Annotated in this window: 10 protein-coding genes; 2 read left to right on the top strand and 8 right to left on the bottom strand. The window is 35.6% G+C overall.

All coding sequences use genetic code 11. The features are described 5' to 3' along the window. Window positions 1-119: 119 nt before the first annotated feature. The 5 genes from MN187_RS00875 to MN187_RS00855 all read right to left on the bottom strand — a co-directional run bounded on the left by MN187_RS00875 (window position 120) and on the right by MN187_RS00855 (window position 10660). Window positions 120-1835, bottom strand: coding sequence for an ABC transporter ATP-binding protein (locus MN187_RS00875; RefSeq protein ID WP_242094025.1), 1716 nt, complete (start codon window positions 1833-1835; stop codon window positions 120-122). Between the two features lie 81 nt (window positions 1836-1916). Further along, window positions 1917-5135: a DEAD/DEAH box helicase gene (locus MN187_RS00870; protein ID WP_241699568.1), complete on the bottom strand. Its 3219-nt coding sequence runs from the start codon at window positions 5133-5135 to the stop codon at window positions 1917-1919. A gap of 11 nt (window positions 5136-5146) precedes the next feature. Continuing rightward, window positions 5147-8278, bottom strand: a complete 3132-nt coding sequence (locus MN187_RS00865) for an AAA family ATPase (RefSeq protein ID WP_242094024.1) — start codon at window positions 8276-8278, stop codon at window positions 5147-5149. Window positions 8279-8288: 10 nt separating this feature from the next. Then, window positions 8289-9422, bottom strand: coding sequence for an exonuclease SbcCD subunit D (locus tag MN187_RS00860; RefSeq protein WP_117973482.1), 1134 nt, complete (start codon window positions 9420-9422; stop codon window positions 8289-8291). A 599-nt stretch (window positions 9423-10021) separates the two neighbouring features. Beyond that, the gene (locus MN187_RS00855; protein WP_242094022.1) at window positions 10022-10660 is read right to left on the bottom strand and encodes a lysophospholipid acyltransferase family protein; all 639 of its coding nucleotides are present in this window, start codon (window positions 10658-10660) and stop codon (window positions 10022-10024) included. Window positions 10661-10788: 128 nt separating this feature from the next. On the opposite strand from MN187_RS00855, the gene MN187_RS00850 reads away from it, so the two are divergent. Together MN187_RS00850 and MN187_RS00845 are read left to right on the top strand one after the other, a co-directional pair. Continuing rightward, the gene (locus tag MN187_RS00850; protein ID WP_233519197.1) at window positions 10789-11535 is read left to right on the top strand and encodes a tRNA1(Val) (adenine(37)-N6)-methyltransferase; all 747 of its coding nucleotides are present in this window, start codon (window positions 10789-10791) and stop codon (window positions 11533-11535) included. Continuing rightward, on the top strand, window positions 11522-11785 hold the full coding sequence (locus MN187_RS00845) for a GIY-YIG nuclease family protein (RefSeq protein ID WP_117973485.1): 264 nt from the start codon (window positions 11522-11524) through the stop codon (window positions 11783-11785). Before MN187_RS00850 ends, MN187_RS00845 begins: the two co-directional genes overlap by 14 nt. A gap of 218 nt (window positions 11786-12003) precedes the next feature. On the opposite strand, the gene acpP is transcribed toward MN187_RS00845, so the two are convergent. The 3 genes from acpP to recG form a co-directional block, all read right to left on the bottom strand. Next, on the bottom strand, window positions 12004-12243 hold the full coding sequence (gene acpP, locus MN187_RS00840) for an acyl carrier protein (RefSeq protein WP_117973486.1): 240 nt from the start codon (window positions 12241-12243) through the stop codon (window positions 12004-12006). Window positions 12244-12309: 66 nt separating this feature from the next. Next, window positions 12310-13314: a phosphate acyltransferase PlsX gene (gene plsX, locus MN187_RS00835; protein ID WP_117973487.1), complete on the bottom strand. Its 1005-nt coding sequence runs from the start codon at window positions 13312-13314 to the stop codon at window positions 12310-12312. A gap of 45 nt (window positions 13315-13359) precedes the next feature. After that, the gene (recG, locus tag MN187_RS00830; RefSeq protein WP_242094019.1) at window positions 13360-15399 is read right to left on the bottom strand and encodes an ATP-dependent DNA helicase RecG; all 2040 of its coding nucleotides are present in this window, start codon (window positions 15397-15399) and stop codon (window positions 13360-13362) included. Window positions 15400-15403 lie beyond the last annotated feature (4 nt).

The raw sequence follows: 15403 nt of genomic DNA, 5'->3' as shown, positions 1-15403 counted from the left end.
TAATGCTTGATGTAATTCGGCTATAGCCTTTTTAGGTACCATTTTTATTAGTAGGTATATTTTATCCTATAAACCAAGCACATAAAAAAGCCAAGAGTAACATGACTCTTGGCTTTTCATTAGTTTCTAAATTGTGCGTCATATAATTTTTTATATGCTCCTTGTTTTTGCATTAACTCTTCATGTGTGCCACTTTCAACGATACCTGTTGTATCAATGACAACAATGCGAGTTGCATCCTTAATTGTCGCTAAACGGTGTGCGATGATCAGAGTCGTGCGTCCTTTAGCCAGTGAACCTAGTGACTCTTGAATCACTTGTTCTGTTTCTGTATCAAGAGCTGATGTGGCTTCATCTAAAATTAAAATTGGTGGATTCTTTAAAAACATACGAGCAATCGCCACACGCTGTTTCTGTCCGCCTGATAATCTCACACCACGTTCGCCGATGACTGTGTCTAACCCATCAGGCAAGCCGTCTATAACTTGTTCTAAATGAGCGAGTTTCACGGCCTCTAGCATATCTTCTTCTGTTGCATCTAATCTTCCATATAAAATATTTTCCTTAATCGTTCCTGGAAATAAAAAGACATCTTGTTGGACTAATCCAATTTGTTCACGCAATGATTTTAATGTAACGTCTTGAATGTTTTGACCATCAATCAAAATATCACCACTATCAATATCATAAAAGCGTGGTAATAAATGGCATAAGGTTGTTTTCCCTGCCCCACTTGGCCCAACAAAAGCCACTGTTTCCCCTGATTTTATATCTAAAGATAAGTTATCAAATACTTGCGTGCCATCACTGTAGCTAAATGAAACATCTCTGTATTCAATGTTTCCTGTCACTGGTTTTAAGTCAACTGCCGTGTCACTATCTTGGATAGAGGGCTCTTTGTCAATCTCTTCAACAAATCGCTTGAATCCGGCAAACCCTTTTGGATAACTCTCAATCATAATATTGATTTTCTCAATTGGTCTAGCAAACACATTTGATAACAAGATAAACCCAACGAAATTCCCATTGGTTATGTCCCCACGTATCGTGTAATAAGACCCAAATAATAAAGCAAATAAATTAATCAACCGAATCATCAAATAGTTATATGATGAACTCACTGCCATCGTTTTATAAAAAGCTAGTTTTGATTGACGATATAATTCATTTAGTCCGGCAAACCGAGTGACCTCATGTTCTTCATTGGCAAAAGCTTGCGTCACACGAATTCCACTCACACTGGCTTCAATTCCTGCGTTAAATTCACCAAGATTTTCATAAATCGTTGTATTGACTTTTGTCATTTTTTTATTGAAAAAGACTAATGCAATCGTAATGAAAGGCACCATCACAGCTGTCGCAAAAGCTAGTTGAGGATGAATTTGAAACATCAATAAAAATACCCCTACAAGTGTCATAATCGTGATGAACACATCTTCTGGTCCATGATGAGCCAGTTCTGAAATTTCAAATAAATCACTCGTTAAACGTGTCATCAACTTTCCTGTTTTTTGGTTGTCATAATAATCGTAAGGTTGTTTTTGCAAGTGCGTAAATAACTCATTACGCATATCCGTTTCGATATTAACCCCTAACTTATGTCCAAAATAAACCACGACATACTGTAATGTGGTATTGATGACATAAAATCCAAACAATGCCGCACTGACTAATAAAATCAAGCGAATATTTTTTAACGGCATAATTTTATCAATCACTTGATTAACAATAACCGGAAATGATAATTCAAGTAATGCTGCGATAATTGCACCTGTAAAATCGACAATGAATAATGCTTTATACGGTCGATAATACGAAAAGAATCGTTTTACCATCTAACTCCTCCTAAATAAATGCTGTAAAATAAACTAACTATAACATACAAAAAGAAAAACATGAAAGAGTGGCCTTTCATGTTAATCCTCATCACCAATGGCTAAAATATGTTTAATATCATCCATAGTCATTGATGACAATTCTGGTGCATCTTCTGAATGAAGGACTTTTTGGAACAAGGCTTTCTTTTCTAATTGAAGTTGATTCATTCGTTCTTCAATGGTGCCTTCAGCTAATAATCGCCATACTTCTACTTTTTTTGTTTGACCTATACGATGAGCTCGACCCGTTGCTTGTTCCTCAACTGCTGGATTCCACCATAAATCATATAAAATGACCGTATCTGCTCCTGTAAGGTTTAATCCTGTTCCACCAGCTTTAAGTGAAATCAAGAAAACATCTTTTTCGCCACGATTAAATCGCTCCACTAATTCTTGACGCTCTTTCACCGGTGTACTGCCACGCAAGTAAAACGTGCCAACGTCTCTTTTTGCTAACTCATCTTCTAAAATGCTTAGCATTCCAGTAAATTGAGAAAATAACAATACGCGTCGACCATTACTTTTGGCTTGTTCAATCAAATCAAGTGCTTGATCCATTTTTCCCGAACCACCTGTGTAACCATCAATGAATAATCCTGGATGACAACAAATCTGACGCAGCCGAGTAATACCAGCTAAAATTGACATACGTTGTTTGTTGAAATCTTTTTCATTAAGCTGTGACATAGATTCTTGAATTTGTTTTAAATAAGCCACGTACACGGTTTTTTGTTCCTCTGTTAATTGAGAATATCGATCTGTTTCCACTTTATCTGGTAAATCTTGTAAGACTTCTTTTTTCACTCGACGTAATACAAAAGGCTTAATCATTGTGGCAACTTCAGTTGTTTCAAGCTGCTTAAACCGACGTTTTGGTGGGAAAAATCCCGGCATCAATAATTTAAATAATGACCATAATTCTTCTAATCTATTTTCAATTGGCGTCCCACTTAAAGCAAATACGCGATCTGATTTTAATCCAGATATTGATTGGAACGTTTTTGTTGTCGAATTTTTCACCATTTGTGCTTCATCTAAAATCACACTGTGACAATCAATTTTTCTAAATTCTGTACTATCTTGACGTAACGTTGAATAAGAAATAATCGCCACATCAACATCATCAAGTGACGCAATTTGTTCGTTTCTCTCTTCTTTTCCACCGATAATCAACTTAGATTTTAAACTTGGTGCAAATTTTTCTAACTCAAGTTGCCAATTATACAACAAACTAGCTGGAGCTACGATGACACTTGGTTTTGTCAGCTCGCCATCTTCTTTTTCTGACAGTAAATACGCAATAGTCTGAATGGTTTTACCTAACCCCATATCATCAGCTAATATGCCACCAAAATGATACTTACTAAGTGTTTTAAACCATTTAAATCCCGTGATTTGATAGTCACGTAACGTGGCATTTAATTTATTCGGTAAAGAAACTTCAACCTTTTCAGGATGGGTCAACTCGTCAACCATCGTTTCAAAATAATCACTCGTCTCAACATCTGATAACTGTGTCATAGCTTCACTCAATACTAAACTACGATACGTTGGGACTTCTAAACGATTACCATCTAGACGAATATCTTCACGCAACAAGCGTAGCATTTGATTGGTTTCTTTATATGCATCATCATCAAGCATCAACACCTGACCATTGCGTAGCTGATGATACTCTTTATTTTTCATTAAACTACTTAATACGTCATTGACTTCTGTTTCATCAACAGATGAAATATCAAATTGGATATCAAACCATGACCCATTTTCAATAATACGAGCTTTTGGTTGATGCTCATCTGCTGTTAAATACAAAGCTTTAATATCATCTGAAAGATGCACAGTCGTATATGTTTCAAACGTTGGAATTTCTCTTGTGAAGAAGTAAAAACGTTCCAAATCATTTGGAAAAGTTTTGCTATATTTTTGTGCATAAGTTCCGTACCCATAATGACGTAATAGTGTCAGTAGCCGTTCCTCTTGTACTTTATCACGTAACACGACACCTTCTTCACCGATGGACGTGCTATATTTCGATTCATTTGAAAAGACATAATCCCCGTAACAAAAATCAACACGAACTACTAATGATGCCTCTTCTTTGTGGAAGTACAACTTAATATCTAATGGATATCGTAATACCTCATCATCTAATGATTCGGGTAATTCAAAGTCACACAACAATGCTAGTTGAGGTAAAACATACGAAAAGAGTGAACTCACCTGATCTTTGGTATAGTAAATTGTTGGCTTATCAAGTCGTTTCAGCATTTGGGTTAATACTTGATAACTAGATGCTTGCTCTTCTGTTAATTCGTAAAAGCCATCTGTTCCAACTAACCATTGGTATTCTTCTAAAAACACAATAAACGGATCAATAATTGTCAATTCGTAATCCGTTAAACCCACTGGTGATAAAGTTACTGTCAACGGAATCTTCCCTTGATGAATCACCGCACGTTTAATCTGAGTATCAAACCCTTTTATAACAAATGACTTGTCATGTTTAAAGTGATCAAATAACTCACGTGCTTCTTGCTTACTTAATATCATATAGCGTCTATCAATCACAGATTTAGCTTGTGAGCGACTATTAACGACTAATGTTTGTTGTTCTTTCATAGCCAACATACTACGAATCAATGCATTATCTTCTGAATTAAATGCAGTTGCTCCGACTTTCCAATTAATCGTGCTAATCCGAATTTCCCTATCTTGTTTATATGCTTCTAAAAATTCATCCATATTTTTTACAACATACGTTTTATTTGGTGTATCTCGTCTTCCGATTCTTAAATGGAGTCCCAAAACGGATTGTTCATCATGATACTCAGACGTTGGGACAATGTCTATTCCATATGTTAAAAACAAATCATCTGTTTGTCTAATCAGTTTTCTAAGTTCTGCTTCTTGCAGTCGTTCAAATCCTTTTGTGAAAACAACAGCTGGAGAAATAACTTTTGGTGCATCTGTTTCTTTTAATTCCGTACGAGGAATAAATCGTGATACCCCTTGTTCACGCATTGCAAGTTCTACTGCTACTGTGTGCTTGCAATAACCATGTTGTTCCCAATACATACACTGGCATACATCATCTTCTTTAGCTGTTCCGTCTAGTTCAACATAAAGCATGTCACTTCCGATGACTTCAGCGTACCATACACGTCTTTCTAGATTTTTAGACCAAGAGACAACCCTGCCTTCTTTGGCACACTCTCGTCCTTCTTCTATTACTTTTTCCGGTATGGACCACTTCATTTTACCACTCCTTACGTGAATTCTAGCTGTGGTGTCGCATGACTTCGATTGTCTTTAGACACTGATATTTTTAATTGTTGTGGGATTCTTTCTTTTAATTCATTAACATGAGAAATAATGCCAATCAATCGATTACTCTCACCCATTGTTTCAAGCGCACGAATCGCTGTTTCAAGTGCTTCCTCATCTAGCGAGCCAAACCCTTCGTCAACAAACATCGCATCAATTTTCACACCGCCTGCTTCACTTTGAATCACTTCAGCTAGTGCCAATGCTAATGTAAGAGACGCAATAAAACTCTCGCCACCTGACAGAGTATTGACTCCTCTTAGTTGCCCCACATTGTCATCAAAAATATCAATTTCTAAACCTGTTTTTTTCTTCGAGGATTGTTTAGCATCTCTTAATGCAAAGGTATATCGACCTCGTGTGAGTTTTTTCAATGTGTGGTTTGCAACGGCCAAAATTTTACGCAGATAGCTTTGCAACACATATCGCTCAATGCTTAATTTATGGTCACTATCTCCATTTAACACATCTGATAACACACTCAGCTCATGCAATACTCGCATATCTTCTTTGATATCTGTCATCAATATCTGAATCGTTTGAATTGTTTTATTGTTATTCTCCAATTTAATTTCTTGTTGACGTTTATCATCTATCACTTGTTCATACTTTTGGTTTGCTACTTGGTATAGTTTCTCTAATTTTGTTAAATCTGGTTTATCTGCTTCTTTCGTTTTATCTTTCAAGCTCGATAACGTTTCTTTTAATGAGTAAATTTCTTTTTCAAATTGAGCAATGGTTTCTTCATACCTGACTTTATTTTCTTTATCGGCTAAGATAGTTTGAAGCATCTCTTCATCCCACTGATAATCAAATAAAAAGGCTGTTTTACTTTTTTCAAGTTCGGTTAATTCGTTTTGTAGGACTTGTTTATTATGTTCTAATTCCTCTAGCCTTGTTTGTAATTTCGTTTTATCAGTCATCATCTCAGATAATGATTTGTCACATTGTTTGCTTTCTTCATACCAAGTATCAATTTGTTGCTTGATTGTTTTCTGTTCTTTTTTTGCTTCTTCAAAAGAAGTGATATCTGTTCCTATACGTTTTTTCAACTCATCATTACTATGTTGACACAATCGTTTTTCTTCTTTGATTTGCTGGATAGTAACCTGACTTTCACTTCGTTTTTTATCAAGCTGACCTAACTCAGCCTTAGCTTGTTCCAACTCTTCTTGTTTGACTTCAAGTTCTGTTAGCTGTTGTGTATAATCACTCACTTGTTGAGTGGTTATTTTAACTTGTTTAGTCACTGTTTCTAACCAATGTGTCTTATCTACCTCTGCCATATTAGTTGATATTTTCTCTGATAAACTGGTTTGTTTGGATACTAAACTAGTTACTTTATCTTGTATCGCATCTTTTTGTGCTTGTAGATGACTGATATCTTGAACTAACTGCTCTTCTTTTGTTGTGAGACCTTCTATTTCCTGTTCTAAGACATCAAACTCTTCTTTGGATAGTTGTGTTACATGAGCAGGTTCTGGATGGTCAATCGCGCCACAAACTGGACAAGGTTCACCGTTTATCAAATCTAAACTCAATCTAGCAATTTGACCTCGTGCCCACGAATCTTTTTTCTCTGCTAATTTAAGCTTTAAGTCCTCTAATTCTTTTTGTCGTAACGACATTGTCTCTTCATGTTTTTCATACTCTTTTTTTAAAGACTCTTCTTCACCAAGATAAGTTTGAAAAGATGTCACATCGTCTAATAATGCTGTTTCTTTCACTTGTTTTTCTTTTAAGTTAGTCAGTTCCTTGTATAAAGAAGGAATAGTATCCACTGCTTGTTGCAACTCATCTTGGCTTTTCTTAGCTTTTTCAACATGTGTTTCAAACTTTTTTAATTCAACTGCTTGTTTTTCTTCTTCTATGACTAACTCTGCTAGTTTTTTAACTAACTGTGCTTCTTCTTCAAATAATGGCAGACGTTCTTCTAATTTCACCAAATAAGTTTCAAGCTCTTTTATCGTTGTTTCTTGATTATCTAGTGCTCTTTTCTTATCAACTAATTCCAAGTAATGTTTTTCTACCTCGTGGAGTTCTGTTTTGGTTATCGTTTGTTGTTGCTCTTGTTCATCTAGCTTTATCTGAGAAGCGCTGATATCAATCAGTACTTTTTCTAATGGTTCTAATTGAGAAAAACGTGTCATACGTTGTTTCAAGTCATTGATTTTCTCTGTTTCAAGCAATCGTTTCTCTAGCATTTTTTCGGTTTCTTCTTTTTCGACAAATAATTTTTCTAACGCTCGAGCTACTTCTAACCTAGCAAGTTGGTCATCCCGTTCTTTCTTAACTAACGTCACATTATCATTTAAATCAGCAATGTGTTGCTCTTTTTTTTGTTTTTGTTTATCATATAACGCTAATTTTTCTTCGATTGTCCTATCACCTGACACAGTTTCTAGGAATTCTTCATCCCATTCGACTTGTTCAAAGAGCGTTTGTAATTTTTGTTGTTCTTTCTTTAACTCGTTAGATTGTTCTTTTTTCTTATCTTTAAGCTTTCTAGCGATTTCTTGATACTTAGAAGTATCAAATAACTGGCGTAAAACTGCTTCTTTATTGTCACTATCAGATTGTAGAAACCGTTGAAAATCACCTTGTGGCAACATCACGATTTGCGAAAATTGTTTTGCACTAAGTTGTAATAACTCTTGGATATGAATGTTAACATCCATTTGTTTGGTATACTGTGCTTCTTCTTTCCCATCTTCATCAAAAATCGTCAAAACTGATTTGGCTTTTTCTAATTTTTCTCCCTCACCACGTAACCTTCTACGTAATTGCTCCGGCTCACGAACGATATGATACGTTTTTTTGTCATGTTCAAACACAAATGTTACGCGTGTCACATCATCAATCGTCGAAAAATTTGACCGCATTTCTTTTGCTTCACGAGCGTCACCTGATGTATTTCCGTATAATGCATAACTCATCGCATCAAAAAGTGTTGTCTTCCCAGAACCTGTTTTACCTGAAATTAAAAACAATGATTGTGCGTAAAAAGAAGAAAAATCAATCGTCTCATCTTCATATGGTCCAAAATGTTCTAACGTTAATGTTAAAGGCTTCATGATTTCCCTCCTATTTTTCTTTCTCTACATCAATCAATACTTCTTCTAACCATTCATGTTGCTTTGTGGTTAGAGATTCATCGGTCACGTCTTCAAAGTAGTTTGCAATGACTTCTTTTGGGGAGACTTTTTTTATCTCGATATCGTCATAGCGCTCATCCGTGATATCTTTTTGTTCGCTGATACGTTCTAAACTAATCATTCGTGGATAAATTTGTCTAAGTTCTGATAAAGCATTTGGCACACTCGTTTTATCAGTTAACTCAACTGCAATATAATTTTCACGATTTACGTCTTGATAGAACTCATAATCTGTTAATTCTGAAAATTCGCCACGTAAAAGGGCCACATCTCGTAAAGGGGCTATTGGAATAAACTGACTGTCTACGCCGTCATCTTTTAGAGTCACTACACGGACACCTTTATCCTGATTTCTCTCAGATAATGAGTATTTCAGTAATGACCCACTGTATTTAATCAACGCTTGATTGCTTAATGCATTTTTATCATGCAAATGCCCTAATGCCACATAGTCAAACAGCTCAAACATATCAGCTGGTACACTAGAAAGCCCTCCAACTTCAAGCGGTGTCTCAGATTCACTTTTACACGCGCCAGTCACAAAAAAGTGGCTAACTAACACATGGTATTTATCTGGTAGAAATAATGATTTTGCTTCTGTCATAAGACGTTCCATAACAAGTGGAATAGTCACTAGTGTATCGTCATTAAAATACAATCTTGCATGAACCGGCTCAATGTAAGGCAGTAAAAAGAACTGTGTATCACCTACCACAACAGGAGAGAAAAATTGTTCCAACTGTGTGTATAAATAGAATTGCTCTTTTTCCAGCCAAGGAGATCCTGTTGATAATCTTGTCGCACTGTCATGATTGCCTGAAATGGCTAAGACAGGAAATTGATGCACCAGATTCATCTCAATCATCATCGTATTTAACAACTCAACTGCCTCAACAGACGGCATCGAGCGATCGTATAAATCTCCTGCGACAACAATTGCATCGACATCTTGTTCTGTCGCAACCTGTAGCATTTTATCAAATGCATCTCGTTGTTCTTCTAGTAGACTGAATCCATTTAATTTACGTCCTATATGCCAATCAGCTGTCTGTAAAAATTTCATCGTATTCCTCCAAAAAGGTCTTCTCTCCATTATAACAAACTTTAATCAGATTGTTTAATGGATTCCTTATCTTGACCTACTTACTTTTTTTACGAAAACTTTTTCTCACATTTCATAAATTCTATAGACTTTTTTAAGCTAAATTTAAGGGGTTCACGCTAAACTATGTTTATAGTTAATTGATACAACTTAATTATGTTGTGGGTGAACGAGGTGTTTTGACTCATTGAGATTTAACAGACAGTTCATTCTTTATCCTTTGAGGTGTAGGTTCGAATCCTACCATCCACGTTATTTCTTTTCCCCCAAAAAGAAATAAATAGCTAAATAAATTTTTTATTTTTTCCTTCCTTCTCTCATCATTTTATGGTGAGAGTTTTTTATTTTTTACGATCATATTAGTCTTATTTTAGTATTTCTGTTAACTTCTTTATATACAGATTTTTGAACAAAACTACTATGACCTTACAAATAATAACCTATTAGTTAAGAACACGACCTCTCATTTTTATTCATTTAAAATTTAAATATGCCCATCAAACGTGATGTTGTATTAACTACATGTCAACAATAAAAAATAAAAACCCTTAGAATAATTTCTAAGAGTCTATTTTTTCTTTTTTAACTGGTGGCACATAAACGAAATCTGGATTGACTTGATAATCTAATTGATTAAATGCTTCTTGCATACGTCTTTCCACTTCTGCAATGCCATCTTTGTCCATTTTTTTAATATCTGAGATATCAATTGGCGTTCCATACGCAACTGTCACACGACGTTTTGTAAACAATCCACCGAATGTCAATGGTCCTTGGTACACAGCTGGAATAATATCAACTTTCCCCATTTTTGCGATAAGTGCCGCACCACCTTTTAGTTCTTCAGAGTAACGACTGCCACTAGGAAAGACCATGACGCTTAAATCAGTGTTTTTCAATGTTTTAACTGGTGTTTTAATCACACTAGGGCCAGGATTATCACGATCCACAGGAAAAGCATGACATTTTTTCAAGATATAAGATAAGATCGGATTTTTAAATAATTCTTTTTTTGCCATAAAAGCAAATTTTTTCGGCCAAGCTCCCATAGCAAAGTACAATGGTTCAAACCATGTTCTATGTGGGCTGACTAGGACATAATTTTTATCTTTTGGTAGATTGTCTTTACCAACAAATCTTGAGTTAGTATTAATAACAAACGTTAAAAATCGAACAACCGCTAAAAGTACTCGATACATTTTTTTCATCCTTTACATTAAATTCCCTATTAGTATGCCGAATTCTATCAAAACTTGCAAGTTTTTCTTATTCTATTTCGAGGTATCTTTGATATAATATACAAATGATATCAAAGGATGTGACTTTATTGACTACCAAACTTTTTCCAGGGGAACGCATCGATCAGCTGTTGTCCCAGAATATACAAATCATTCAAAGTTCAGAGGTGTTTTCATTTTCTTTAGATGCCGTTTTATTGGCCTATTTTGCCTCGATTCCTAAAAGAGGGACTATCGTCGACTTTTGCGCTGGAAATGGTGCTATCGGCCTATTTATGCGCCCTAGAACACACGCAACGATTACTGGCGTTGAACTACAAGAAAAGCTCTATGATATGGCGAAACGCAGTATCGAATTAAACCAGTTTAACGACTCTATGACCATGATTCATGCTGATATTAAAAACATCGCGCAATTTATCAAACCCGATTCAGTAGATTTTATCACGTGTAACCCACCTTACTTTAAAGAAGCACCCAATAGTAAAAAAAATCCTAATCCTTATTTAGCCATTGCGCGTCATGAAATTCATTTAGGAATTGATGATGTGTTTCAACAAGCCTCTAAGCTATTAAAAATGAATGGGAAAATTGCGATGGTACACAGACCGGATCGACTGATTGATATTTTACATAGTATGGAAAAAAATCGTATTGCCCCAAAACGAATCCAATTTGTCTACCCCAAAACGAATAAAGAAGCCAATACATTACTTATTGAAGGAATTAAAGATGGGAAAACAGATGGATTAAGAATTCTTCCCCCTCTTTATGTTTATGGTGAGGATAATGAGTATTTACCAGAGATTAAGGGGATGCTTCATGGCACAAGCTAAACATCACTATTTTTACGTATTATTATGTGCTGACAATACTTTTTATGCTGGTTATACCACAAACTTAGAAAGACGACTAGATGAGCATAACTCTGGTAAGGGGTCAAAATATACTAGACTAAAAAAAAGACGACCGGCAAAAATGATTCACCATGAAGTATTTGAAACAAAAAGTGAAGCCATGAAAAAAGAATATGCCTTTAAACAATTAACACGTCTTAAAAAAGAAGCGTATTTAGCCGATAATTAATCGAATTTTATTCAAATAATTGCACACATGTCTTCATATTTATTTCATAGCTAAGATTTATTATTCTTTATGTAGTAACAAACAACCCTACATTTTTTTACTTTATTTACTCCCCCAAAGTAAATAAAACAACTCCTTTTTTCTACCAGTCATATGACTGGTAGTTTTTTATTTTATGGCAATAAAAAAGAGTACCACTTTATGTGATACCCTACTTATTATTGGTTTGCAACGATATAATCAACTGCTGCGCCAACTGTTTCAATTTTTTCTGCATCTTCATCAGAAATTTCTGCATCAAAGACATCTTCTAATTCTAAAACAAATTCCATAATGCTAATTGAATCTGCATCTAAATCTTCTTTGATATTTGTTGTTTCAGTCACTTTATCTTCATCTACTTCAAAGTGCTCAACGATAATTGTTTGGATTTTACCAAATACGTCATCTCTAGACATGTAAGTTCCTCCTTTTATTAAGCCACTCACTCTACTTAGTATTTTACTTGTAAATGCTTTTTTTGTCTATGCTTGATGCTCATCAAAATAAGCAACTAAATTATTTACTACATCTTTTTCAAGCATCGTATGGATTTGTCTAATTGTGTGTCTCACCGCATCTGGTCCTGTTGAGCCATGTGTTTTAACAACAGGTGCTTTGACACCAAACAAGACAGCTCCGCCATGATTTGAGTAGTCCATTTTTTGTTTTAATTCTTTTAAGCTATCTTTTAATAGCAATGCGCCCATTTTGCCTTTTAATCCACTATCTAAAATTGATGATTTTAAATTACTCATAATAGCTTGAGCTGTTCCTTCAATGGATTTTAACACGGCATTTCCAGTAAACCCATCTGTCACAACCACATCTGCGACACCATTAAATAAATCTCTTGCTTCAACATTTCCGACAAAATTTAAACTTGGTTCTTCTTTTAATAATTCAAATGCTTTTTTCGTTAGCTCGCTTCCTTTAGTATCTTCCGTCCCATTGTTTAAAAGACCGACACGAGGATTTTTCACGGCACGAACTTGACTGGCATAATAAGACGCTAAAATACCATACGTTAACAAATGTTCTGGCTTATTATCAGCATTTGCTCCCATATCAATAAAATCAAATCCAGCCCCTTTTTCACCTGTAAAAACTGGCATCGTTGTCATCAAGCCTGGTCGCTCCACTTGTTTGATACGTCCCACAATAAATAGCCCAGCTGCTAAAAGAGCACCTGTATTACCTGCAGAAAACAACGCGTCTGCTTGTTTTTCTTTAACAGCTTGAGCTGCTAAAACCATTGATGCTTGTTTTTTTCGTCGAATCGCTCTAACTGGCTCATCATCACTTTCTATTTTTTCATCTGTGTGAATAATCGTAATATTTTTATCGTCTGTCACATATTCTTTAATGGCTGATTCTTTTCCAAATAATAAAAATTCAATATCTGGAAAATCTTTTTTGGCTAACATCACACCTTCAACAATTGCTTTTGGCGCGTTGTCTCCACCCATAGCATCTACCGCTATTTTCATGATTGATTTCCTCACTTTTTTACAATTTACATTCATTATATCATGTTAATCTAAATGATTTAATTGATATGTTGTGCTCTTGATACTCTTAGCTAATGGTACAAACGATTTATCCTGTACCCAATCAGGCGTTTTCCAAAGACTGATGGCTTCTTCTCTTGCTGTTTCTAACATAATAAAATCAGCTACCATATCCCCCACTTTAAATTCAGGCAAACCAGATTGTTTGGCGCCGAAAAAGTCTCCAGGACCTCGCATTTCCAAATCTTTTTGACTCAATACAAAACCATCTGTCGTTTCAGTCATGATTTTCATTCGCTCTTTACCTTGCTCACTCTTTGGATTAGCTATCAACACACAATAAGACGCTTTTTTCCCACGTCCAACACGTCCACGTAACTGATGAAGCTGGGCTAAACCAAAACGATCAGCATCAATAATAACCATCATCGTGGCATTTGGGACATTTACTCCAACCTCAATAACAGTTGTTGAAACCAATACTTGTGTGTCATTGTCTTTGAACTTTTGCATGATGGTGTCTTTTTCATCAGCCTTCATCTTGCCATGTAATAAATCAACATGATACGTCGGAGAGAAAAAGGTAGATAAGTGTTCGTAAATTTCCGTTGCATTTTTTACATCTAGCATCTCTGACTCTTCAATCAACGGACAAATCACATACGCTTGTTGCCCTTGTCTTAGTAACTCACGCATAGTTGCTAAAATACTATCCAATTGTTTCGGCAAGGCCCAACGTGTTTCAATGGGTTTTCGTCCGGCTGGTAACTCATCAATAATCGACACATCCATTTCGCCATAAGCTGTGATGGCCAACGTTCTAGGTATTGGTGTCGCTGTCATAAACAACACATCTGGATGATTGCCTTTTTCTCGTAATATTTTTCGCTGATTTACACCAAAACGATGTTGCTCATCTGTGATGACAAGACCTAAATTTTTGAATTGAACTTCTTCTTGGATTAAGGCATGTGTCCCAACTAAAATATCAATTTCACCTTCTGCTAGTTCAGCTAATATTTGTCGACGTGCTTTGGTCTTTGTCGAACCTGTTAATAATGATACTCTAACTGGCGTATTTTCAAACAATTCACTTAGACTTTCCATATGTTGCTCTGCTAAAATTTCGGTTGGTACCATCAACGCTCCTTGATAGGATGCCGTGTGGGCTGCAAATAAAGCCAGCGCTGCCACCATCGTTTTCCCGCTACCAACATCTCCTTGCAGTAAGCGATGCATATGATAAGGACTTCTCATGTCAGCACAAATTTCGTTGACAACTCGTTTTTGAGCATTCGTTAATTCAAACGGTAATGTCTTAATAAACTGTTTCAACTCATCCACATCATATAAAATAGGATTGCCGTGTTCTTTGGCTGTTTCTTCCTCCTTTAATTGAATCATCTTTAATTGGAATAAGAAAAATTCTTCAAAAGTTAATCGCCTTTTGGCTAAACGATTTTCTTCAATTGATTCTGGAAAATGCATCGCTCTAACAGCTTGTTGTTTAGGCATCAGCTTATATTTGTCCAATAAATAATCTGGTAAGTTTTCTTCAACCAACTCACCGTACCCTTCAAACCCCTGTTTAATCAGTTGAACCAGTGTTTGTTGTTTGATATGTTTATTCACACTATAAATGGGAGTAAACTCTTCTTCTTGCTGCTGTGTCGCCATTATTTTTAGACCTGTTAACGACTTTCTCTTTGCATCCCATTTACCAAAAATGGCAATTTCTTCTGACGAACGAATTTTATTTTTTAAAAAGGGTTGATTGAAAAACGTCACAGTTATAACAGCTTGCTCCACCATCATTCGAAAAACTAAACGGCTTTTTTTATGCCCATAGTAATTGACTACCCCATCAGAAATGGCAATACCTTTTAAGACTACTTTTTCTTGATCACTAATTTCTTCTAACTTTTTTTCTTGGATATCGTCATAGCGAAACGGATAATGTGTCAGTAAATCATTAATCGTTTCTATGTGTAATGTTTTGAGTGTCTCCACACGCTTTGGGCCAACACCACTAAGTGTCGCGACACTATCACTTAACTGTTTCACTTTG

It is taken from the genome of Vagococcus sp. CY52-2 (assembly GCF_022655055.1).
Taxonomy (GTDB): Bacteria; Bacillota; Bacilli; order Lactobacillales; family Vagococcaceae; genus Vagococcus.
The sequence above is the reverse complement of the archived record's forward strand: the minus strand, read 5'-3'. Positions and strand labels throughout refer to the sequence as shown.

What these genes read in the sequence shown, in the direction of transcription:
- MN187_RS00860 (WP_117973482.1), bottom strand. Translation starts at nt 9,422, where the DNA reads ATGAAATTTTTACAGACAGCTGATTGGCATATAGGACGTAAATTAAAT.
- MN187_RS00865 (WP_242094024.1), bottom strand. Translation starts at nt 8,278, where the DNA reads ATGAAGCCTTTAACATTAACGTTAGAACATTTTGGACCATATGAAGAT.
- MN187_RS00845 (WP_117973485.1), top strand. Translation starts at nt 11,522, where the DNA reads ATGGCACAAGCTAAACATCACTATTTTTACGTATTATTATGTGCTGAC.
- plsX (WP_117973487.1), bottom strand. Translation starts at nt 13,314, where the DNA reads ATGAAAATAGCGGTAGATGCTATGGGTGGAGACAACGCGCCAAAAGCA.
- MN187_RS00855 (WP_242094022.1), bottom strand. Translation starts at nt 10,660, where the DNA reads ATGTATCGAGTACTTTTAGCGGTTGTTCGATTTTTAACGTTTGTTATT.
- acpP (WP_117973486.1), bottom strand. Translation starts at nt 12,243, where the DNA reads ATGTCTAGAGATGACGTATTTGGTAAAATCCAAACAATTATCGTTGAG.
- MN187_RS00875 (WP_242094025.1), bottom strand. Translation starts at nt 1,835, where the DNA reads ATGGTAAAACGATTCTTTTCGTATTATCGACCGTATAAAGCATTATTC.
- MN187_RS00870 (WP_241699568.1), bottom strand. Translation starts at nt 5,135, where the DNA reads ATGAAGTGGTCCATACCGGAAAAAGTAATAGAAGAAGGACGAGAGTGT.